We start from the raw sequence: 19041 nt of genomic DNA, 5'->3' as shown, positions 1-19041 counted from the left end.
CGGTGTTGCTTAGAGCTTGATCCAGGTGGCCTTCAGCTCGGTGTATTTGTCGAACGCATGCAGCGACTTGTCGCGACCGTTGCCCGACTGCTTGAAGCCACCAAACGGTGCAGTCATGTCGCCGCCATCGTACTGGTTGACCCACACGCTACCGGCACGCAGCGCCTTGGCAGTCAGGTGGGCCTTGGAGATGTCAGCCGTCCACACCGCTGCAGCCAGGCCGTATTGGGTGTCGTTGGCGATGGCAATTGCTTCCTCGGCGCTGTCGAAGGTGATCACCGACAAGACCGGGCCGAAGATTTCTTCCTGGGCAATCTTCATGGCATTGGTCACACCGTCGAAAATCGTCGGTTCAACATAGGTGCCACCGGTTTCTTCCAGGGTCCGCTTGCCGCCGGCGACCAACTTGGCGCCATCTGCGTGACCCGCTTCGATGTACGACAGCACAGTGTTCATCTGCTGGGTGTCCACCAGTGCGCCCACATTGGTTGCCGGGTCCAGCGGGTTGCCTGGCTTCCAGCCCTTGAGGGCATCGATCACCAGCGGCAGGAATTTGTCCTTGATGGAACGCTCCACCAGCAGGCGCGAACCGGCGGTGCAGACCTCCCCCTGGTTGAAGGCGATGGCGCCGGCGGCGGATTCGGCAGCGGCTTGCAGGTCCGGGGCATCGGCGAACACGATGTTCGGGCTCTTGCCGCCGGCTTCCAGCCAGACGCGCTTCATGTTCGACTCACCAGAGCGGATCAACAGTTGCTTGGCGATCTTGGTGGAACCGGTGAACACCAGGGTGTCGACATCCATGTGCAACGCCAGCGCATTACCCACGGTATGACCATAGCCCGGCAGTACGTTGAACACGCCTTTTGGAATACCGGCTTCCACGGCCAGGGCCGCAATGCGGATAGCGGTCAGCGGGGATTTTTCGGACGGCTTGAGGATCACCGAGTTGCCGGTGGACAGCGCAGGGCCCAGTTTCCAACAGGCCATCATCAGCGGGAAGTTCCACGGCACGATAGCGCCAACCACGCCAACCGGCTCGCGCGTCACCAGGCCCAATTGGTCATGCGGGGTCGCGGCGACTTCGTCGTAGATCTTGTCGATCGCTTCGCCGCTCCAGCTCAGGGCATTCGCCGCGCCGGGCACGTCGATGTTCAGGGAGTCGCTGATCGGCTTGCCCATGTCCAGGGTTTCGAGCAGCGCCAGCTCTTCGGCATTGGCCTTGAGCAACGCGGCGAAACGAATCATGGCGGATTTGCGCTTGGCCGGCGCCAGGCGTGACCACACGCCGGAGTTGAAGGTGGCGCGGGCGTTTTCGACGGCGCGCTGGGCGTCGGCGGCGTCACAGCTGGCAACGGTGGCCAGCAGGCGACCATCGACCGGGCTGATGCATTCGAAGGTGTCACCGGAAACAGCGGCGGTGTACTCGCCATTGATGTAGGCGCGGCTTTCGATCTTCAGATCCTTGGCACGTTGTTCCCAGTCGGCACGGGTCAGGGTGGTCATGCGAGTGTCCTCCTCTTATTGAATACAAGGGCCATGGGATGTCCCACGGCAGCCTTAAAGAATTCTTGCCCGCCAGCCAATGGTTCGGCGCAAGGCAGCTGCCACCCTAAACCAGCGGCTGGGGGTGTTTCAATATATTTGACATAACGCCGGCAAACGCCCTTGCGATGTTCATTTTAATAAACATAGACTTTGGGCTCTCCAACCGCAGGCCAGACGGGACACGCACATGAGCATCCAGGACATCGTCGACTTCAGCCAAGCCAAGACCGCCGCCGAGCGCTACCGCCCTGCCGCCGAGAAAATCCTCAAGGGCGATCCCGAGCAAACGATCTACAACCACTACAACAGCCCCTGCGGCCAGATGAGCGCGGGCGTGTGGGAAGGTGAAGTCGGACAGTGGACGGTCAATTACACCGAACATGAGTACTGCGAGATTGTGCAAGGTGTATCCGTGCTGCGTGACGCCGACGGCAATGCCAAGACCTTGCGCGCTGGCGACCGATTCGTGATTCCCGCCGGCTTCAGCGGCACTTGGGAAGTGTTGGAGGCGTGCCGCAAGATCTACGTGGTGTTCGAACAGAAAGCCTGATCAGCCAAATCAACAGGCAAAAAAAAGCCCGGATCGTGAGATACGGGCTTTTTTTCAGGAGGAAAATCAATTACTTGATTTTGCCTTCTTTGTAGATCACGTGCTTGCGAACGCGCGGGTCGAACATTTTCTTTTCGAGCTTGTCCGGGGTAGTACGCTTGTTCTTGTCGGTAGTGTAGAAGTGACCAGTACCGGCGCTAGAGATCATTCGAATCAATTCACGCATGATATAGCTCCTTAGATTGTGCCAGCGCGGCGCAATTCAGCCAGCACGACAGTGATGCCACGCTTGTCGATGATGCGCATGCCTTTGGCAGATACGCGCAGACGGACGAAACGTTTCTCTTCTTCAACCCAGAAGCGGTGATGCTGCAGGTTCGGCAGGAAACGACGACGGGTTTTGTTATTTGCGTGGGAAATGTTATTCCCAGTCACCGGACCCTTACCGGTAACTTGACAGACTCTCGACATGCCTCAGCCCTCTAAAACCACATGCCCAACCCGGCATGGGTTGGCCGCTTAATCTCTCAGTCATTTGGCGCCAGGCGCCGCGTTTCTTTAGGGTCTTACCGGCTACACCTACAAGCGAAGGAACCGGGCCCCTAGAAAAGAGCGCTGCTTTATACCAGAAAGACCCCAGTGCAACAACAGCCCGCGTGTTTTTACTGGCGTAAATCTTGGCGGCAGACGCCTGAACCGTTGCCAGGAGGGGCCGCTGTCACAGCCGACCGCTCGTCGCACAGAATGATTTACAGCGCGCGCGGGCACAGTGAAGTGCACGACGAAACGCGCCGAGACGCCATCAAAACAGCATTTGGCGCAAAAGCACAGGCAAAAATGGGCTAGTCATTTACCTATCAGACCACTACGGTAGGACTTTTCCAGACTGCACTCGCAGATGGGCCTTCGATCTGCAAAGGAAACCGAACATGCGCCTCGCTGCCCTACCGTTATTGCTAGCCCCTCTATTTATCGCCCCGCTGGCCTCGGCCGCCAGCAACTTGAGCGTCTGCACCGAGGCCAGCCCCGAAGGGTTCGATGTGGTGCAATACAACTCGCTGACCACCACCAACGCCTCGGCCGATGTGCTGATGAACCGCCTGGTGGACTATGACGCGACCAGCGGCCAACTGGTGCCCAGCCTGGCGGACAGCTGGAACGTCTCGCCGGATGGCCTGACCTATACCTTCAAGCTGCACCCGGATGTGAAGTTCCACCGCACCGAGTACTTCACCCCAAGCCGCACCCTGAGCGCCGAAGACGTGCGCTTCAGCTTCGAGCGCATGCTCGACCCGGCCAACCCCTGGCACAAGATCGCCCAGAGCGGCTTCCCTCACGCTCAGTCGCTGCAACTGCCGACGCTGGTAAAAAAGATCGACGCTCTCGACCCACTGACCGTGCGTTTCACCCTGGATCACGCCGACTCCACCTTCCTCGCCGCGTTGAGCATGGGGTTCGCGTCGATCTACCCGGCGGAATATGCCGACAAACTGCTCAAGGCCGGCACGCCGGAGAAGCTCAACAGCCAGCCGATCGGCACTGGACCGTTTATCTTCAGCCGCTTCCAGAAAGATGCCGTGGTGCGCTACAAGGCCAACCCGGACTACTTCGCCGGCAAACCGGCTGTGGATAACTTGATCTTCGCCATCACTCCCGACGCCAACGTACGCCTGCAGAAGCTGCACCGCGATGAGTGCCAGATTGCGCTGTCACCCAAGCCGCTGGACGTAGGCGAGGCCGAAAAGGACCCGGCGCTCAAGGTGGAGAAGACCGCGGCCTTCATGACCGCCTTCGTGGCCATCAACAGCCAGCACCCACCCCTGGACAAGCCAGAAGTCCGCCAGGCGATCAACCTGGCGTTCGACAAGGGCAGCTACCTCAAAGCCGTGTTTGAAGGCACCGCCGAGGCCGCCAACGGCCCTTATCCGCCGAACACCTGGAGCTACGCAAAGGACCTGCCGGGTTATCCACAGGATCTCGCCAAGGCCAAGGTGCTGCTCGACCGCGCCGGACTCAAGGACGGCTTCAAGACCACCCTCTGGACCCGCCCCACCGGCAGCCTGCTGAACCCCAACCCGAACCTTGGTGCACAACTGCTGCAGGCTGACCTGGCCAAGGTCGGCATCCAGGCCGAGATCCGCGTGATCGAATGGGGCGAGTTGATCCGCCGCGCCAAAGCCGGCGAACACGACCTGCTATTCATGGGCTGGGCCGGTGACAACGGCGACCCGGATAACTTCCTGACCCCGCAGTTTTCCTGCGCGGCGGTAAAGTCGGGTACCAACTTCGCCCGCTACTGCGACCCTGCGTTGGACAAGCTGATCAGCGCTGGCAAGACCACCAGCGAGCAAGGTGTGCGCAGCAAGCTGTACCAGCAGGCCCAGGCACAGATCCAGCAGCAGGCCTTGTGGTTGCCGCTGGCGCACCCGACGGCGTTCGCCCTGGCCCGCAAGACTGTCGAGGGCTACCAGGTGAGCCCGTTCGGCCGCCAGGATTTCTCGAAAGTCAGCGTCAAGCCCTGAGCTGAAAGCTGCAAGCCCGCTTGAGGCTTGCAGCTGCTTTCCGCCTACATCCACCCATACTCCGCCATCGACAACGGATCTCCATCCCCCACAATGATGTGATCCAGTACCCGCACATCCACCACCTCCAAGGCCTTCTGCAGCAACTTGGTCAATTTTCGATCAGCGGCGCTCGGCTCCAGGCTCCCGGAAGGATGGTTGTGGCACAGGATCAACGCCGCCGCGTTGTAGGCCAATGCGCGTTTGACCACTTGCCGGGGATACACCATCGCCGCGTCGATGGTGCCTTGGGACAACGCCTCAAAACCCAGCACCCTGTGCCTTGAATCAAGGAACAGACAGCCGAATATCTCGTGGGGCTCATGGCGCAACATGGCCTTGAGGTAATCGCGCACCGCCACCGGGCTTTCCAGCACCGAGTCGTGTCGCAGGCGCTCGGCCATATGACGCTTGGCCATTTCCAACACCGCCTGCAACTGGGCAAACTTCGCCGGCCCCAGGCCCAATTGCTGGCTGAACAGCGTCTGGCTGGCCTCCAGCAACGGGCGCAAGCCGCCGAATTGCGCCAGCAGATGGCGCGCCAGGTCCACCGCGCTCCTGCCGGAAACCCCGGTACGCAGGAAGATCGCCAGCAACTCGGCATCCGACAGACTCGCCGCCCCCCACTCCAGAAGCTTCTCTCGCGGCCGCTCTGCCGCCGGCCAATCACGAATACTCATCCCTCCTCCCTCTCCCTGTATGCCATGCGTGCCGCTGTTGCCTTGCGGACGCTGTGTTATCGTAGGCCCTCTTTTTTGCAGGCGATTTCCCCTGGGGAGGGGGCATCGCAGGCGTCATTGAACTGGCAACACTGAACTGGAAAGGCAAACCAATGCAGCGTCTGTATCGGAAACGCATCGTTCTCGGCGTTGGCGGCGGCATTGCCGCCTACAAGAGCGCAGAGCTGGTCCGCAGGCTCCTGGACCAGGGCGCCGAAGTGCGCGTGGTCATGACGCGCGGTGGTAGTGAGTTCATTACCCCGCTGACCATGCAGGCCTTGTCCGGGCACCCGGTTCACCTGGATCTCCTGGACCCTGCGGCCGAAGCCGCCATGGGGCACATCGAACTGGCCAAATGGGCCGACCTGGTGCTGATCGCTCCGGCCACCGCCGACCTGATCGCGCGCCTGGCCCAAGGCATCGCCGATGACCTGCTGACCACTCTGGTACTGGCCACCGACGCCACTGTCGCCATCGCCCCGGCCATGAACCAGGCCATGTGGCGCGACCCTGCGACCCAGGCCAACACCCAGCTTCTGCAAAGCCGAGGCCTCAAGGTGTTCGGCCCGGCATCCGGCAGCCAGGCCTGCGGCGACGTTGGCATGGGCCGCATGCTTGAAGCCACCGACCTGGCGCTGTGCGCCGCCGAGTGCTTTCAGCACCTGGCCCTCACTGGCAAGCACGTGTTGATCACTGCCGGCCCGACCCAGGAAAACATCGACCCGGTGCGCTACATCACCAACCATAGCTCAGGAAAAATGGGCTTTGCCCTGGCTGAAGCGGCGGTCGAGGCAGGCGCACGCGTCACCCTGATCACCGGTCCGGTGCATTTGCCGACCCCGGATCGGGTCACGCGAATCGACGTGGTCAGCGCCCGCGACATGCTGGCGGCCTGTGAGGCAGCCATTCCGTGCGACCTGTTCATCGCCTCGGCGGCGGTTGCGGACTACCGCCCGGAAGTCGTCGCCCCGCAAAAGCTCAAGAAAGACCCTACGAGCGGTGACGGCCTGCTCCTGCAAATGGTGCGCAACCCGGACATCCTGGCCACCATCGCCACGCGTCCGGACCGTCCGTTCAGTGTCGGCTTCGCCGCCGAGACCGAGCACTTGCTGGACTACGCCGCACGCAAATTGAAAGACAAAAACCTCGACCTGATCGTTGCCAATGATGTCGCCAACCCGAGCATCGGCTTCAACAGCGAGGAAAACGCCTGCAGCGTGATCGACCGCGACCTGCACGCCACCCTTTTCGCCCAGACCAGCAAGGGCAAGATTGCCCGCCAACTGATCTCTTTTATCGCCCAACGGCTGAACCAGGTTTAATTTCCATGCACGCTTTGCAAGCCAAGATCCTCGATTCACGCATCGGCAACGAATTCCCACTGCCGGCCTACGCCACCCCAGGCTCCGCCGGCCTCGATCTGCGCGCCATGCTCAAGCAAGACACTGTCCTTGAGCCGGGCCAGACCATTCTTATTCCGACCGGCTTGTCGATCTACGTAGGCGATCCTGGCCTGGCGGCGCTGATCCTGCCGCGCTCGGGCCTGGGCCACAAACACGGCATCGTGCTGGGCAACCTGGTCGGCCTGATCGACTCGGACTACCAGGGCGAATTGATGGTGTCGTGCTGGAACCGTGGCCAGACCGCGTTCAACATCGCTGTCGGCGAACGCATTGCCCAGTTGGTACTGGTGCCAGTGGTGCAGGCGCACTTCGAACTGGTACAGGAGTTTGATGAAACCCAACGCGGCGCAGGCGGTTTTGGGCATTCCGGCAGTCACTGACTAAGCTGAATCCGGCCGGGCGCCTTTGCCCGGCTCGACGCCACCGCAAGGCTTTTCAGGACGAAGAATGCGCGGACCTTATCAGCGAGATTTCTCTATTGAAATCAAAGCATTAAGCAGAAAGAAAAGCAGCGCCAGCACGCCGATGGCACTTTTGCACCACGAACTCTCTGCCGAAAACACCGTCATACCCTTCAGTTTGAGCCTGCCGGTCAGCCACATTAAGGCCAGCCTTGCCCCCTTCAGATGGAGTTTCCCCCCGCGATGAGTACCGCAGCCCGAGTAGCCCCGACATTCCCCGACAGCATTTTCCGCGCCTATGACATCCGTGGCGTGGTGCCAAAGACCCTGACTGCCGAAACCGCCTACTGGATTGGCCGCGCCATCGGCGCACAGAGCCTGGCCCAGGACGAGCCAAACGTGTCGGTCGGCCGTGACGGTCGCCTGTCCGGCCCGGAGCTGGTCGAGCAACTGATCCAGGGCCTGGCCGACAGCGGTTGCCATGTGAGTGACGTGGGCCTGGTGCCGACGCCGGCACTGTACTACGCGGCCAACGTACTGGCCGGCAAGTCCGGGGTGATGCTCACCGGCAGCCACAACCCGTCCGACTACAACGGTTTCAAGATCGTCATCGCCGGCGACACCCTGGCCAACGAACAGATCCAGGCCCTGCACGACCGTCTGAAGAACAACGACCTGACCAGCGGCAAGGGTACCGTCACCAAAGTCGATATCCTGCAGCGCTACTCTGACCAAATCACCGGCGACGTGAAACTCGCGCGCCGCCTGAAAGTGGTGGTGGACTGCGGCAACGGCGCAGCCGGCGTGATCGCCCCGCAGTTGCTCGAAGCCCTGAACTGCGAAGTGATCCCGCTGTTCTGCGAGGTCGACGGCAACTTTCCCAACCACCACCCAGACCCAGGCAAGCCGGAGAACCTGGTGGACCTGATCGCCAAGGTCAAAGAAACCGGGGCTGACGTGGGTCTGGCCTTCGACGGCGACGGCGACCGCGTGGGTGTGGTGACCAACACCGGCGAGAACGTATTCGCCGATCGCCTGCTGATGCTGTTCGCCCGCGACGTGGTGGCGCGCAATGCCAACGCCGAGATCATCTTCGACGTGAAGTGCACTCGCCGCCTCACGCCGCTGATCAAGGAATACGGCGGTCGCCCGCTAATGTGGAAGACCGGTCACTCGTTGATCAAAAAGAAAATGAAGGAAACCGGCGCCCTGTTGGCCGGCGAAATGAGCGGCCACGTGTTCTTCAAGGAACGCTGGTTCGGCTTTGACGACGGTATTTACAGCGCCGCTCGCCTACTGGAGATCCTCAGCAAGGAAAAATCCACGGCCCAGGAGCTGTTTCAGACCTTCCCGAACGATATTTCGACGCCAGAGATCAATATCCATGTGACCGAGGAGAGCAAATTCAGCATCATTGACGCACTGCAAGATGCGCAATGGGGCGAAGGCGCCAACCTGACCACCATTGATGGTGTGCGAGTCGATTACGCCAAAGGCTGGGGCCTGGTCCGCGCGTCCAACACCACACCGGTGCTGGTCCTGCGTTTCGAGGCGGATACCGAGGCTGAGTTGCAGCGCATCAAGGACGTGTTCCACGCCCAGTTGAAACGTGTTGCCCCTGATCTCCAATTACCGTTCTGATTTTTTACCGGAGCCCTGAATGACCCTCGAACGCGAAGCCGCTGCCAACACTGCCAAGGTCCTGTCCGAAGCGTTGCCTTACATCCGACGCTACGTCGGCAAGACGCTGGTGATCAAGTACGGCGGCAATGCCATGGAAAGCGACGAGCTGAAAACCGGCTTTGCCCGCGACATCGTGTTGATGAAAGCCGTGGGGATCAACCCGGTGGTGGTGCACGGCGGCGGCCCGCAAATCGGCGACCTGCTCAAGCGCCTGTCGATCGAGAGTCACTTCATCGATGGCATGCGCGTCACTGACGCGCAGACCATGGACGTGGTGGAGATGGTCCTCGGCGGCCAGGTCAACAAGGACATCGTCAACCTGATCAACCGCCATGGCGGCAGCGCCATCGGCCTGACCGGCAAGGACGCGGAGCTGATCCGCGCGAAAAAGCTGACTGTGACCCGGCAGACACCGGAGATGACCCAGCCGGAAATCATCGACATCGGCCAGGTGGGCGAAGTGGTAGGCGTCAACACTGACCTGCTGAACCTGTTGGTCAAGGGCGACTTCATCCCGGTGATCGCGCCGATCGGCGTGGGCGCCAATGGCGAGTCCTACAACATCAACGCCGACTTGGTAGCCGGCAAGGTGGCCGAAGCCCTGAAGGCTGAAAAGCTGATGCTGCTGACCAACATCGCCGGCCTGATGGACAAGCAAGGCAAGGTGCTGACCGGCCTGACCACCCAACAGGTGGACGACCTGATCGCCGACGGCACCATCTACGGCGGCATGTTGCCGAAGATCCGCTGCGCGCTGGAAGCGGTGCAAGGCGGGGTGGGTAGCTCGTTGATCATCGATGGTCGAGTGCCGAATGCGGTACTGCTGGAGATCTTCACGGATACCGGCATGGGTACGCTGATCAGTAATCGCAAGCGTCCCTAAACACTGAAAACAAAAAGGCCCCGCTCAATATGATTGAGCGGGGCCTTTTTTATGCACGCTGCTCCCCTGTGGGAGCGGGCTTGCCCGCGAAGGCGGTGGGTCAGACGCCAAACTGCTCGCGATATGCACGCACCGCCGGCAGGTGCTGCTTGAGCTGCGGATCATCTTCCAGGAACTGCAACACCTGGTTCAACGACACGATGCTCACGACTGGAATGCCGAAATCGCGCTCCACTTCCTGGATGGCCGACAACTCACCGTTGCCACGCTCCTGGCGGTTCAGCGCGATGAGCACGCCAGCGGCCTTGGCGCCGTCCTGGGAAGCGATGATCTGCATGACTTCACGGATGGCGGTGCCAGCAGTGATCACGTCGTCGATGATCAGCACATCGCCCTTGAGTGGAGCCCCGACCAGGCTGCCGCCTTCACCGTGGGCCTTGGCCTCTTTACGGTTAAAGCACCAAGGCAGGTCCTGCCCGTGATGCTCAGCCAGCGCCACGGCGGTCGCGGCCGCCAGGGGAATACCCTTGTAGGCCGGGCCAAACAGCACATCGAAGGAAATACCGCTTTCAACGATGGCAGCCGCATAGAAACGACCCAGCTGAGCCAGGGCCGATCCCGAGTTGAACAGGCCCGCATTGAAGAAGTACGGGCTGGTGCGCCCTGACTTGAGGGTGAACTCACCGAAGCGCAAAACCCCGCGATCGATGGCAAAACGAATGAAATCGCGTTGATACGCCTGCATGAAAAAAGCCTCAGATACCACGGATTTAGCTAATTAGGTAGACGGCGTGTATCATACACGCACGCGATTTTTGGGGCCATTTATGCGGATCATCAGTGTGAACGTTAATGGTATTCAGGCTGCAGTCGAGCGTGGTTTGCTCAGTTGGCTGCAAGCCCAGAATGCCGACGTCATCTGCCTGCAGGATACCCGCGCCTCCGCCTTTGAACTGGACGACCCAGCCTTCCAACTGGATGGCTACTTCCTTTATGCCTGCGATGCCGAAGTGCCCACCCAAGGTGGCGTGGCTTTGTATTCGCGGTTGCAACCCAAGGCGGTCATCAGCGGCCTCGGCTTCGAGACAGCCGACCGCTACGGGCGCTACCTGCAAGCCGATTTCGACAAGGTCAGCATCGCGACCTTGCTGCTTCCTTCGGGGCAGAACGGCGATGAAGACTTGAACCAGAAGTTCAAGCTAATGGACGATTTCGCCCGTTACCTGGATAAACAGCGACGCAAACGTCGCGAGTACATTTATTGTGGCTCGCTGTACGTGGCGCAACAGAAGCTGGATATCAAGAACTGGCGCGACAGCCAGCAATCCCCGGGTTTCCTGGCGCCGGAACGGGCCTGGATGGACGAGATTGTCGGCAACATGGGCTATGTGGATGCCCTGCGCGAAGTCAGCCGCGAAGGCGACCAGTACAGCTGGTGGCCGGATAACGAACAGGCTGAGATGCTCAACCTGGGCTGGCGCTTCGACTACCAACTGCTGACCCCGGGCCTGCGCCGGTTCGTTCGCAGCGCACGCCTGCCGCGCCAGCCGCGATTCTCGCAGCACGCGCCGCTGATCGTGGACTACGACTGGACATTGACCATCTGAGGTCTTTTCCCAGGCACAAAAAAACCGACATCGCTGTCGGTTTTTTTGTGCCTGTTCACTATTTGATCACTCGCCAGGTCAAGGGGTAGCGGTAAGCGATCCCCTTGTTGGCCTTGATGCTACCAATGATGGTCAGCACCACCGTGGCGATTGCCAGGGCAACCATCAGGAAAAAACCGATCACTGCGAAGGCCAGCACAATGCAAGCGATCCAGGCGATGGCGACGGTGATCTGGAAGTTCAGGGCTTCCTTGCCCTGATCATCAATGAACGGGTCCACTTCTTTCTTCATCTGCCACAGGATCAGTGGCCCCACGACGCTGCCGAAGGGGAACACGAAACCCAGAAACGCCGCGAGATGACACAACATTGCGCCCTGGCGCACTTCGTAGGAAGGCGTCGGCACAGGCATTTGGCTGCTGTCATTCATGGCGCTTCTCCTTGAGGTGGGCTCAGTCAGCCAGGGCGGCGTTCTGCAGTTCGAAGATCTCTGTCATGCCTTTCTGGGCCAGGGCCAGCATCGCGTTCAATTCAGCCGGCTGGAACGGGGCGCCTTCGGCGGTGCCTTGCACTTCGATGAAACCACCGGTGCTGGTCATCACCACGTTCAGGTCGGTCTCGGCGGCCGAGTCTTCCAGGTAGTCCAGGTCCAGCACTGGCTCGCCCTGGTACATGCCCACCGAAACAGCGGCGATCATTTGCTTGAGCGGGTCACCGCCCTTGAGGCCGCCACGCTTCTTGATCACTTTCAGCGCGTCAACCAGGGCCACCATGGCACCGGTGATGGACGCAGTGCGCGTACCGCCGTCAGCCTGGATCACATCGCAGTCGACGTACAGGGTCACGTCGCCCAGCTTGGACATGTCCAGGGCGGCGCGCAGTGAACGGCCGATCAGGCGCTGGATTTCCAGGGTGCGGCCGCCTTGCTTGCCACGGCTGGCTTCACGCTGATTACGCTCGCCGGTGGCGCGCGGCAGCATGCCGTACTCGGCGGTCAGCCAGCCCTGGCCCTGGCCTTTAAGGAAGCGCGGCACGCCGTTTTCGACGCTGACGGTGCAGATCACCTTGGTATCGCCAAACTCGACCAGTACGGATCCCTCGGCGTGTTTGGTGTAGTTGCGGGTGATGCGGATCGAGCGGAGCTGATCGGCAGCGCGACCACTTGGACGTTTCATAGGGAACACCTGTACTGAGGACGAAAAACTGCCGAGCATTATAGAGCCGCGGGCCGATTCGGGGCACTGCTAAAAAATCCAGTTACGAATGCCCGGGTTTGGGCGCACTCGCCCCACTGCGCTACAATCCTGCGCCTTCCCAATCATCAGCCCGCATTTAAAGGGCTGCAACGCGAGGTACCTCCATGGTGCACAGCATGACCGCCTTTGCCCGCGTCGAAAAAGCCGGCGCACAAGGCACCCTGAGCTGGGAACTGCGCTCGGTCAACAGCCGCTACCTGGAGCCGCATCTGCGTCTGCCGGAATCGTTCCGCGACCTCGAAGGCGCTGTGCGTGAAGCGCTGCGCCAGGGCATTTCCCGCGGCAAGCTGGAATGCACCCTGCGCTTTACCGAAGAAACCACCGGCAAGCCGCTGCAGGTTGACCGCGACCGCGCCGCGCAATTGGTCGCCGCCGCCGAAACCATCGCCGGTCTGATCAAGCAGCCGGCCGCGCTCAACCCCCTGGAAGTGCTGGCCTGGCCCGGCGTGCTGGTGGCCGACGCCACCGACCCGCAGGCGCTCAACGCCGAAGCCCTCGCCCTGTTCAATCAGGGTTTGAAGGAGCTCAAGGCCGGCCGCGAGCGTGAAGGCGCCGAGTTGGCCCGCCTGATCAGCGAGCGCCTGACCTCGATCGAAGAAGACGTGGTCACCCTGCGCGAGTTGGTCCCGCAGATGCTTGCCACCCAGCGCCAGAAGGTCCTCGACCGCTTCACCGACATGAAGGCCGATCTCGACCCGGTGCGCCTGGAGCAGGAAATGGTGCTGCTGGCGCAGAAGAGCGATGTGGCCGAAGAACTGGACCGCCTGAGCACCCACATCCTCGAAGTACGCCGCGTGCTCAAGTCCGGCGGCGCCGCCGGTCGGCGCCTGGACTTCCTGATGCAGGAACTCAACCGCGAAGCCAATACACTGGGCTCCAAGGCTTTCGATCCGCGCAGCACCACGGCTGCGGTCAACCTCAAGGTGTTGATCGAGCAGATGCGCGAACAAGTACAGAATATTGAGTAAGGCAACCTCCATGACCCACAGCACCGGCACCCTTTACATCATTTCCGCGCCTTCTGGCGCAGGCAAGAGCAGCCTGGTCAAGGCCCTGACCGACGCTGACGAGCAGATCCGCATCTCGGTCTCCCACACCACCCGCGCCATGCGCCCGGGCGAGGTGAACGGCGTGCACTATCACTTCGTCGAGCGCACCGAGTTCGTCAAGATGATCGAACACGGCGACTTCCTGGAGCGCGCCGAAGTGTTCGGCAACCTCTATGGCACTTCGCAAAGCCACTTGCAGCAGACCCTGGACGAAGGCCACGACCTGATCCTGGAAATCGACTGGCAAGGTGCCGAACAAGTGCGCCAGCTGATGCCCAAGGCACGCTCGATCTTTATCCTGCCGCCGTCGCTTGAAGCCTTGCATCAGCGCCTGACCAACCGCGGCCAGGACAGCGACGAGATCATCGAAGGCCGGATGCGTGAAGCCGTCAGCGAAATGAGCCACTACGTCGACTACGACTACCTGATCATCAACGACGATTTTGCCCACGCGCTGGACGATTTGAAGGCGATTTTCCGCGCCAATCAGCTCCAGCAAAAGCGTCAGCAACAGCGTTTCGGCAAATTACTCGCCGAACTGCTCGGTTGATTGGCTCTTCCCAAAACCGCTGCAAGGGCTTTACATTGGCGCTTGTAGCGGTTTTGCGAGGGCCTGCGAAAAATCAGCGCTTCCCTAAACGCTGGTGATTTTTTAAACTGTTTAGTCCGCTCGCCCAACCGGGCAGCGCGCATCTTGCATTCGCTCCGAGGAATACCATGGCCCGCGTAACCGTTGAAGACTGCCTAGAACACGTGGATAACCGCTTTGAGCTGGTCATGCTCTCTACCAAGCGTGCCCGTCAACTGGCCACTGGCGGCAAAGAGCCCCTGGTCCAGTGGGAAAACGACAAGCCTACCGTTGTGGCCCTGCGTGAAATCGCCGAAGGCCTGATGAGCTACGAGTTCATCGCCAACGCTGAAATCGTTGAAGACGAACCGCTGTTTGCAGCGTTCGAGGACGAGTCCAACGAGGCCGTCTAAGCCTATGCCTGGTCGACGTAGCACGGCGCGGGGTCACAGCCAACGGCAGGAGTTCACACTTTGCCGAGCATAGACGCCCTCGCCGATCGCTTATCGGCCTACCTCGGCCCAGACCAGGTCAACCTGGTCCGCCGAGCGTATTTCTACGCCGAACAAGCCCACGACGGCCAACGCCGCCGTAGCGGCGAGGCGTATGTCACCCATCCCCTTGCGGTGGCAAACATTCTTGCCGACATGCACATGGACCATCAGAGCCTGATGGCCGCGATGCTGCATGACGTGATCGAAGACACCGGCATCGCCAAGGAAGCGCTCAGCGCGCAATTCGGCGAAACCGTGGCCGAACTGGTCGACGGGGTCAGCAAACTGACCCAGATGAACTTCGAGACCAAGGCCGAGGCCCAGGCGGAAAACTTCCAGAAGATGGCCATGGCCATGGCCCGCGATATTCGCGTGATCCTGGTCAAACTGGCCGACCGGCTGCACAACATGCGCACGCTGGAAGTGCTGTCCGGCGAAAAACGCCGGCGCATTGCCAAGGAAACCCTGGAAATCTACGCGCCCATCGCCAACCGGTTGGGCATGCACGCCATACGTATCGAGTTCGAAGACCTCGGCTTCAAGGCCATGCACCCGATGCGTTCGGCGCGCATCTACCAGGCAGTCAAGCGCGCCCGGGGCAACCGCAAGGAAATCGTCAACAAGATCGAAGAGTCGCTGAGCCATTGCCTGGCGATCGATGAGATCGAAGGCGAGGTCAGCGGCCGGCAAAAGCATATCTACGGCATCTACAAGAAGATGCGCGGCAAGCGCCGGGCCTTCAACGAAATCATGGACGTGTACGCGTTCCGGATCATCGTCGACAAGGTCGACACCTGCTACCGCGTGCTGGGCGCTGTACATAATTTGTACAAACCCCTGCCGGGCCGTTTCAAGGATTACATCGCGATTCCCAAGGCCAACGGCTATCAGTCGCTGCATACCACGCTGTTTGGCATGCACGGGGTGCCGATCGAGATCCAGATCCGCACACGCGAAATGGAAGAGATGGCCAACAACGGCATCGCCGCCCATTGGCTGTACAAGTCCAGCGGCGACGAGCAGCCCAAGGGCACTCACGCCCGCGCCCGCCAGTGGGTCAAAGGCGTGCTGGAAATGCAGCAACGCGCCGGCAACTCCCTCGAATTTATCGAAAGCGTGAAGATCGACCTGTTCCCGGACGAGGTCTACGTGTTCACGCCCAAAGGCCGGATCATGGAGCTGCCCAAGGGCTCCACGGCGGTCGACTTTGCCTATGCGGTGCACACCGATGTGGGCAACAGCTGTATCGCCTGCCGGATCAATCGTCGTCTCGCACCGCTGTCCGAACCGCTGCAAAGTGGCTCCACGGTCGAGATCGTCAGCGCACCGGGCGCACGCCCGAACCCGGCGTGGCTCAACTTCGTGGTCACCGGCAAGGCGCGCACGCACATCCGTCACGCGCTGAAATTGCAGCGCCGCTCCGAGTCCATCAGCCTGGGCGAACGCCTGCTGAACAAGGTGCTCAACGGTTTCGACAGCGCCCTCGACAAGATCCCGCAGGAACGCGTGCAAGCGATGCTCCACGAGTACCGCCAGGAAACCATCGAGGACCTGCTGGAAGATATCGGCCTGGGCAACCGCATGGCCTATGTAGTCGCCCGCCGCCTGCTCGGCGAAGGCGAACAGTTGCCAAGCCCGGAAGGCCCGCTGGCGATTCGCGGCACCGAAGGCCTGGTGCTCAGCTACGCCAAGTGCTGCACGCCGATCCCGGGCGACCCGATTGTCGGCCACTTGTCCGCAGGCAAAGGCATGGTGGTGCACCTGGACAACTGCCGCAACATCACCGAAATCCGCCACAACCCGGAAAAATGCATCCAGCTCTCGTGGGCCAAGGATGTCACCGGCGAATTCAACGTCGAGTTGCGGGTGGAGCTGGAACACCAGCGCGGCCTGATCGCCCTGCTCGCCAGCAGCGTCAACGCAGCCGACGGCAATATCGAAAAAATCAGCATGGACGAGCGCGATGGCCGCATCAGCGTGGTCCAGTTGGTGGTCAGCGTACACGACCGCGTGCACCTGGCCCGCGTGATCAAGAAACTGCGTGCCTTGACCGGTGTGATCCGCATCACTCGCATGCGCGCCTAACCCACATTACAAGGAGTCATTCATGACCAAGACCGTTATCACCAGCGATAAAGCCCCTGCCGCCATCGGCACTTACTCCCAGGCGATCAAGGCGGGCAACACCGTCTACATGTCCGGCCAGATCCCGCTGGACCCGAAGACCATGGAACTGGTGGAAGGCTTCGAAGCACAGACCGTACAGGTCTTCGAAAACCTCAAGTCGGTGGCTGAAGCAGCCGGTGGTTCGTTCAAGGACATCGTCAAGCTGAACATCTTCCTCACCGACCTGAGCCACTTCGCCAAGGTCAACGAGATCATGGGCAAGTACTTCGAACAGCCGTATCCAGCCCGCGCCGCCATCGGCGTTGCCGCCCTGCCAAAGGGTGCGCAGGTCGAGATGGACGCGATCCTGGTCATCGAGTAAAACACCCGGCGCAGCCCCCACAGGCTGCGCCGACTTCGTTTCAGAAGGATTTCATGATGCGCAAAGCGCTTGTAGCCTCATCAATGCTCGCCCTGTTGCTCGGCGGCTGTGCCAGTAACCCTGCCGACAGGGATGTGAGCGGCACCTGGATCAACCAGGTCGCCATCGATGCGGCAGCCAAGGGCGGCCCTTTGCGTGAAGCCCTGCAGAGCTATGGCCCGAACCTCGAGTGGGAGGTCAATACCAAGGCTTCACAGGCCCGCTACTACAACGGTTTTGAAGTAGCGGAAGGCAAATTGCTGGGTGAACAGTCCGGCGCGTGGAGCGTGGATTTCTACGGCAGCTCCGCCACCGAACTCAAGCGCAAAGGCAAGCAACTGCTGCAAGTGGCCAACGACAACGAGCCCGAACAGCTGTTTGCCCGCGCCAAAGACTCGGCCCCGGAAGGTGCACCTTTGGGTGCCAACTTCGAGCGAGCGCTGTACGGAGCCTACCTGGGCGGCGACTGGAAGATCAGCGACGGCTTCGGCAGCGGCGCCATCGTGCAGTTCCAGGCTGACGGCAAGGTCGCCGGCCTGCCCAATGTGGACCGGTATTCGCTGTGCCTGGCCGGTGATTGCGCCTCAATGAGCGGTGGCTACGACAGCATCTGGCTGCAGCTCAACGGCCAGGGCAACCCGTGGATCTTTACCCGCAAAGGCAAGCAGCTGGAAATCTTCCAGGCGATCAACACCGCGCAGGCGGATGAAGTGCCCTCGTTCACACCAGGCCCACGCCAATGGCTGCTTGAAAAGCAATAAGCAACCAAACATAGATCCAAATGTGGGAGGGGGCTTGTCCCCGATGGCGGCGCATCAGCCACTACAACGGTGTCTGACACGCTGCTATCGGGTTTTGAGTTTCAGCCTTTGAGAATTGCTGCGTAGCCTTCGCGGAAGGTCGGGTAAGTCGGCGTCCAACCCAACGCCTTCACCCGAGCATTGCTGCACTGCTTGCTGCCCGCTCGCCGCACACTCGCATCCTCAGCCCACTCAGTCACACCCAGGTATTCGTGCAACCAGCCCACCACTTCGGCCAGTGGAGCAGGTGCATCGTCGACACCGATGTAGACCTTGTCCAGCGAGCCGCCCTCTTCCACATGGCGCAACAAAAAGGCGAGTAGCCCCGCCGCGTCGTCCGCATGAATGCGATTGCCATATAAAGGTGGATCGATTGCCACGCGATAGCCTTGGCGAACCTGGGTCAGCAGCCGTTCGCGACCAGGACCATAGATGCCGGTAAGCCGCACGACACTCGCCGGGATGCCGCTATTGAGCGCCACTTGCTCGGCTTCCAGCATCACCTGCCCGGAATATCCTTTCGCTTGAGTCTCCGACGTTTCGTCGACCCACTCGCCATTCTGCTGCCCGTAGACGCTGCTGCTGGATACGAACAGCAGGTGCTTGGGTTCCTGGCCGTAGTCACTCAGCCACTCCAGCACATGTTTCAGCCCTTCTACATAAGCGGCGCGGTAGCCCGCCTCGTCGTGATCCGTCGCAGCCGCGCAGTACACCAGGTAATCCACCCCGCCAATCGGCCAGGTGTCGGGGCAATCCTTTTTGAACAGGTCACCGGCAATGCCGATCACGCCGTCGGGAAGCCGCGAAATATCACGGCGCAGGCCATATACCTCCCATTCCGAGGCAAGCAATTGGCTGGCCAGCCGGCTCCCCACATCGCCACATCCGGCAATCACAACAGAAGGCGCTGACATCACAAAACTCCGCACAGAAAGGTCTAGGTTAGCCTTCGCAGATGACAGACGGCCAGAAAAAGCACAAATAAAGTTACTGTA

Annotated in this window: 21 protein-coding genes and 1 pseudogene; 14 read left to right on the top strand and 8 right to left on the bottom strand. The window is 60.8% G+C overall.

All coding sequences use genetic code 11. From position 1 onward, the window contains the following. Nucleotides 1-9 precede the first annotated feature (9 nt). Nucleotides 10-1503 (bottom strand): aldehyde dehydrogenase, encoded by a 1494-nt coding sequence (locus BM026_RS01475; RefSeq protein WP_093514200.1) that lies wholly within the window; start codon nt 1501-1503, stop codon nt 10-12. Between the two features lie 229 nt (nt 1504-1732). On the opposite strand from BM026_RS01475, the gene BM026_RS01470 reads away from it, so the two are divergent. After that, complete coding sequence (locus BM026_RS01470; protein ID WP_092241680.1) at nt 1733-2095, top strand: cupin domain-containing protein; 363 nt, start codon at nt 1733-1735, stop codon at nt 2093-2095. Nucleotides 2096-2165: 70 nt separating this feature from the next. On the opposite strand, the gene rpmG is transcribed toward BM026_RS01470, so the two are convergent. Both rpmG and rpmB read right to left on the bottom strand, forming a co-directional pair. Beyond that, on the bottom strand, nt 2166-2321 hold the full coding sequence (gene rpmG / locus BM026_RS01465; protein WP_003176906.1) for a 50S ribosomal protein L33: 156 nt from the start codon (nt 2319-2321) through the stop codon (nt 2166-2168). A gap of 11 nt (nt 2322-2332) precedes the next feature. Continuing rightward, entirely contained in the window at nt 2333-2566 is a 234-nt protein-coding gene (rpmB, locus tag BM026_RS01460; protein ID WP_010207494.1) for a 50S ribosomal protein L28, read from the bottom strand. A gap of 458 nt (nt 2567-3024) precedes the next feature. Between rpmB and BM026_RS01455 the strand changes: the two genes are divergently transcribed. Then, complete coding sequence (locus BM026_RS01455; RefSeq protein ID WP_093514201.1) at nt 3025-4617, top strand: ABC transporter substrate-binding protein; 1593 nt, start codon at nt 3025-3027, stop codon at nt 4615-4617. A gap of 44 nt (nt 4618-4661) precedes the next feature. Here BM026_RS01455 and radC read toward each other — a convergent pair whose 3' ends face one another. Then, on the bottom strand, nt 4662-5336 hold the full coding sequence (gene radC, locus BM026_RS01450) for a RadC family protein (RefSeq protein ID WP_092241676.1): 675 nt from the start codon (nt 5334-5336) through the stop codon (nt 4662-4664). A 152-nt stretch (nt 5337-5488) separates the two neighbouring features. Here radC and coaBC point away from each other — a divergent pair, with 152 nt between their 5' ends. The 5 genes and pseudogenes from coaBC (at nt 5489) to argB (ending at nt 9745) form a co-directional block, all read left to right on the top strand. After that, entirely contained in the window at nt 5489-6697 is a 1209-nt protein-coding gene (gene coaBC / locus BM026_RS01445) for a bifunctional phosphopantothenoylcysteine decarboxylase/phosphopantothenate--cysteine ligase CoaBC (protein WP_016970585.1), read from the top strand. 5 nt (nt 6698-6702) lie between these two features. Next, nucleotides 6703-7158, top strand: coding sequence for a dUTP diphosphatase (dut, locus tag BM026_RS01440; protein WP_093120397.1), 456 nt, complete (start codon nt 6703-6705; stop codon nt 7156-7158). A 67-nt stretch (nt 7159-7225) separates the two neighbouring features. Further along, nucleotides 7226-7426 carry a hypothetical protein gene (locus tag BM026_RS01435; protein WP_093527173.1) on the top strand — a complete coding sequence of 67 codons (201 nt, stop codon included), beginning with the start codon at nt 7226-7228 and terminating at the stop codon, nt 7424-7426. Then, nucleotides 7399-8820, top strand: a pseudogene (locus tag BM026_RS01430) (phosphomannomutase/phosphoglucomutase); the annotation flags it as partial. The gene BM026_RS01435 and the pseudogene BM026_RS01430, both read left to right, overlap by 28 nt. Before the next feature lie 19 nt (nt 8821-8839). After that, entirely contained in the window at nt 8840-9745 is a 906-nt protein-coding gene (gene argB / locus BM026_RS01425; protein WP_058424243.1) for an acetylglutamate kinase, read from the top strand. 100 nt (nt 9746-9845) lie between these two features. Here argB and pyrE read toward each other — a convergent pair whose 3' ends face one another. Further along, nucleotides 9846-10490 carry an orotate phosphoribosyltransferase gene (pyrE, locus tag BM026_RS01420; RefSeq protein ID WP_028618476.1) on the bottom strand — a complete coding sequence of 215 codons (645 nt, stop codon included), beginning with the start codon at nt 10488-10490 and terminating at the stop codon, nt 9846-9848. 82 nt (nt 10491-10572) lie between these two features. Here pyrE and BM026_RS01415 point away from each other — a divergent pair, with 82 nt between their 5' ends. Further along, nucleotides 10573-11352 carry an exodeoxyribonuclease III gene (locus BM026_RS01415; protein WP_003195493.1) on the top strand — a complete coding sequence of 260 codons (780 nt, stop codon included), beginning with the start codon at nt 10573-10575 and terminating at the stop codon, nt 11350-11352. Nucleotides 11353-11410: 58 nt separating this feature from the next. Here the strand turns inward: BM026_RS01415 and BM026_RS01410 are convergent, their stop codons facing one another. Next, the gene (locus tag BM026_RS01410) at nt 11411-11782 is read right to left on the bottom strand and encodes a DUF4870 domain-containing protein (RefSeq protein WP_071488075.1); all 372 of its coding nucleotides are present in this window, start codon (nt 11780-11782) and stop codon (nt 11411-11413) included. Nucleotides 11783-11804: 22 nt separating this feature from the next. Then, entirely contained in the window at nt 11805-12527 is a 723-nt protein-coding gene (gene rph, locus BM026_RS01405; RefSeq protein ID WP_016975928.1) for a ribonuclease PH, read from the bottom strand. A gap of 185 nt (nt 12528-12712) precedes the next feature. On the opposite strand from rph, the gene BM026_RS01400 reads away from it, so the two are divergent. The 6 genes from BM026_RS01400 to BM026_RS01375 all read left to right on the top strand — a co-directional run bounded on the left by BM026_RS01400 (nt 12713) and on the right by BM026_RS01375 (nt 18007). Beyond that, nucleotides 12713-13576, top strand: a complete 864-nt coding sequence (locus tag BM026_RS01400; RefSeq protein ID WP_093120383.1) for a YicC/YloC family endoribonuclease — start codon at nt 12713-12715, stop codon at nt 13574-13576. Nucleotides 13577-13586: 10 nt separating this feature from the next. Beyond that, nucleotides 13587-14207: a guanylate kinase gene (gene gmk / locus BM026_RS01395; RefSeq protein WP_003213284.1), complete on the top strand. Its 621-nt coding sequence runs from the start codon at nt 13587-13589 to the stop codon at nt 14205-14207. A 167-nt stretch (nt 14208-14374) separates the two neighbouring features. Then, on the top strand, nt 14375-14638 hold the full coding sequence (gene rpoZ / locus BM026_RS01390; RefSeq protein WP_003176920.1) for a DNA-directed RNA polymerase subunit omega: 264 nt from the start codon (nt 14375-14377) through the stop codon (nt 14636-14638). A 60-nt stretch (nt 14639-14698) separates the two neighbouring features. After that, nucleotides 14699-16804 (top strand): bifunctional GTP diphosphokinase/guanosine-3',5'-bis pyrophosphate 3'-pyrophosphohydrolase, encoded by a 2106-nt coding sequence (gene spoT / locus BM026_RS01385; protein WP_058424246.1) that lies wholly within the window; start codon nt 14699-14701, stop codon nt 16802-16804. 22 nt (nt 16805-16826) lie between these two features. Then, nucleotides 16827-17207, top strand: a complete 381-nt coding sequence (locus BM026_RS01380) for a RidA family protein (protein ID WP_003176922.1) — start codon at nt 16827-16829, stop codon at nt 17205-17207. A gap of 56 nt (nt 17208-17263) precedes the next feature. Further along, nucleotides 17264-18007 (top strand): hypothetical protein, encoded by a 744-nt coding sequence (locus BM026_RS01375; RefSeq protein ID WP_093527171.1) that lies wholly within the window; start codon nt 17264-17266, stop codon nt 18005-18007. Nucleotides 18008-18108: 101 nt separating this feature from the next. Here BM026_RS01375 and BM026_RS01370 read toward each other — a convergent pair whose 3' ends face one another. Next, nucleotides 18109-18960 (bottom strand): SDR family oxidoreductase, encoded by an 852-nt coding sequence (locus BM026_RS01370; RefSeq protein WP_093527169.1) that lies wholly within the window; start codon nt 18958-18960, stop codon nt 18109-18111. Nucleotides 18961-19041 lie beyond the last annotated feature (81 nt).

Origin of the sequence: Pseudomonas sp. NFPP24 (assembly GCF_900112095.1) — a bacterium.
GTDB classification, from domain to species: domain Bacteria; phylum Pseudomonadota; class Gammaproteobacteria; order Pseudomonadales; family Pseudomonadaceae; genus Aquipseudomonas; species Aquipseudomonas extremorientalis.
The sequence above is the reverse complement of the archived record's forward strand: the minus strand, read 5'-3'. Positions and strand labels throughout refer to the sequence as shown.

Bases quoted from the DNA above. Each gene is read 5' to 3' on its own strand.
- BM026_RS01475 (WP_093514200.1), bottom strand. From the start codon at position 1,503: ATGACCACCCTGACCCGTGCCGACTGGGAACAACGTGCCAAGGATCTG.
- BM026_RS01470 (WP_092241680.1), top strand. From the start codon at position 1,733: ATGAGCATCCAGGACATCGTCGACTTCAGCCAAGCCAAGACCGCCGCC.
- rpmG (WP_003176906.1), bottom strand. From the start codon at position 2,321: ATGCGTGAATTGATTCGAATGATCTCTAGCGCCGGTACTGGTCACTTC.
- rpmB (WP_010207494.1), bottom strand. From the start codon at position 2,566: ATGTCGAGAGTCTGTCAAGTTACCGGTAAGGGTCCGGTGACTGGGAAT.
- BM026_RS01455 (WP_093514201.1), top strand. From the start codon at position 3,025: ATGCGCCTCGCTGCCCTACCGTTATTGCTAGCCCCTCTATTTATCGCC.
- radC (WP_092241676.1), bottom strand. From the start codon at position 5,336: ATGAGTATTCGTGATTGGCCGGCGGCAGAGCGGCCGCGAGAGAAGCTT.
- coaBC (WP_016970585.1), top strand. From the start codon at position 5,489: ATGCAGCGTCTGTATCGGAAACGCATCGTTCTCGGCGTTGGCGGCGGC.
- dut (WP_093120397.1), top strand. From the start codon at position 6,703: ATGCACGCTTTGCAAGCCAAGATCCTCGATTCACGCATCGGCAACGAA.
- BM026_RS01435 (WP_093527173.1), top strand. From the start codon at position 7,226: ATGCGCGGACCTTATCAGCGAGATTTCTCTATTGAAATCAAAGCATTA.
- argB (WP_058424243.1), top strand. From the start codon at position 8,840: ATGACCCTCGAACGCGAAGCCGCTGCCAACACTGCCAAGGTCCTGTCC.
- pyrE (WP_028618476.1), bottom strand. From the start codon at position 10,490: ATGCAGGCGTATCAACGCGATTTCATTCGTTTTGCCATCGATCGCGGG.
- BM026_RS01415 (WP_003195493.1), top strand. From the start codon at position 10,573: ATGCGGATCATCAGTGTGAACGTTAATGGTATTCAGGCTGCAGTCGAG.
- BM026_RS01410 (WP_071488075.1), bottom strand. From the start codon at position 11,782: ATGAATGACAGCAGCCAAATGCCTGTGCCGACGCCTTCCTACGAAGTG.
- rph (WP_016975928.1), bottom strand. From the start codon at position 12,527: ATGAAACGTCCAAGTGGTCGCGCTGCCGATCAGCTCCGCTCGATCCGC.
- BM026_RS01400 (WP_093120383.1), top strand. From the start codon at position 12,713: ATGGTGCACAGCATGACCGCCTTTGCCCGCGTCGAAAAAGCCGGCGCA.
- gmk (WP_003213284.1), top strand. From the start codon at position 13,587: ATGACCCACAGCACCGGCACCCTTTACATCATTTCCGCGCCTTCTGGC.
- rpoZ (WP_003176920.1), top strand. From the start codon at position 14,375: ATGGCCCGCGTAACCGTTGAAGACTGCCTAGAACACGTGGATAACCGC.
- BM026_RS01380 (WP_003176922.1), top strand. From the start codon at position 16,827: ATGACCAAGACCGTTATCACCAGCGATAAAGCCCCTGCCGCCATCGGC.
- BM026_RS01375 (WP_093527171.1), top strand. From the start codon at position 17,264: ATGCGCAAAGCGCTTGTAGCCTCATCAATGCTCGCCCTGTTGCTCGGC.
- BM026_RS01370 (WP_093527169.1), bottom strand. From the start codon at position 18,960: ATGTCAGCGCCTTCTGTTGTGATTGCCGGATGTGGCGATGTGGGGAGC.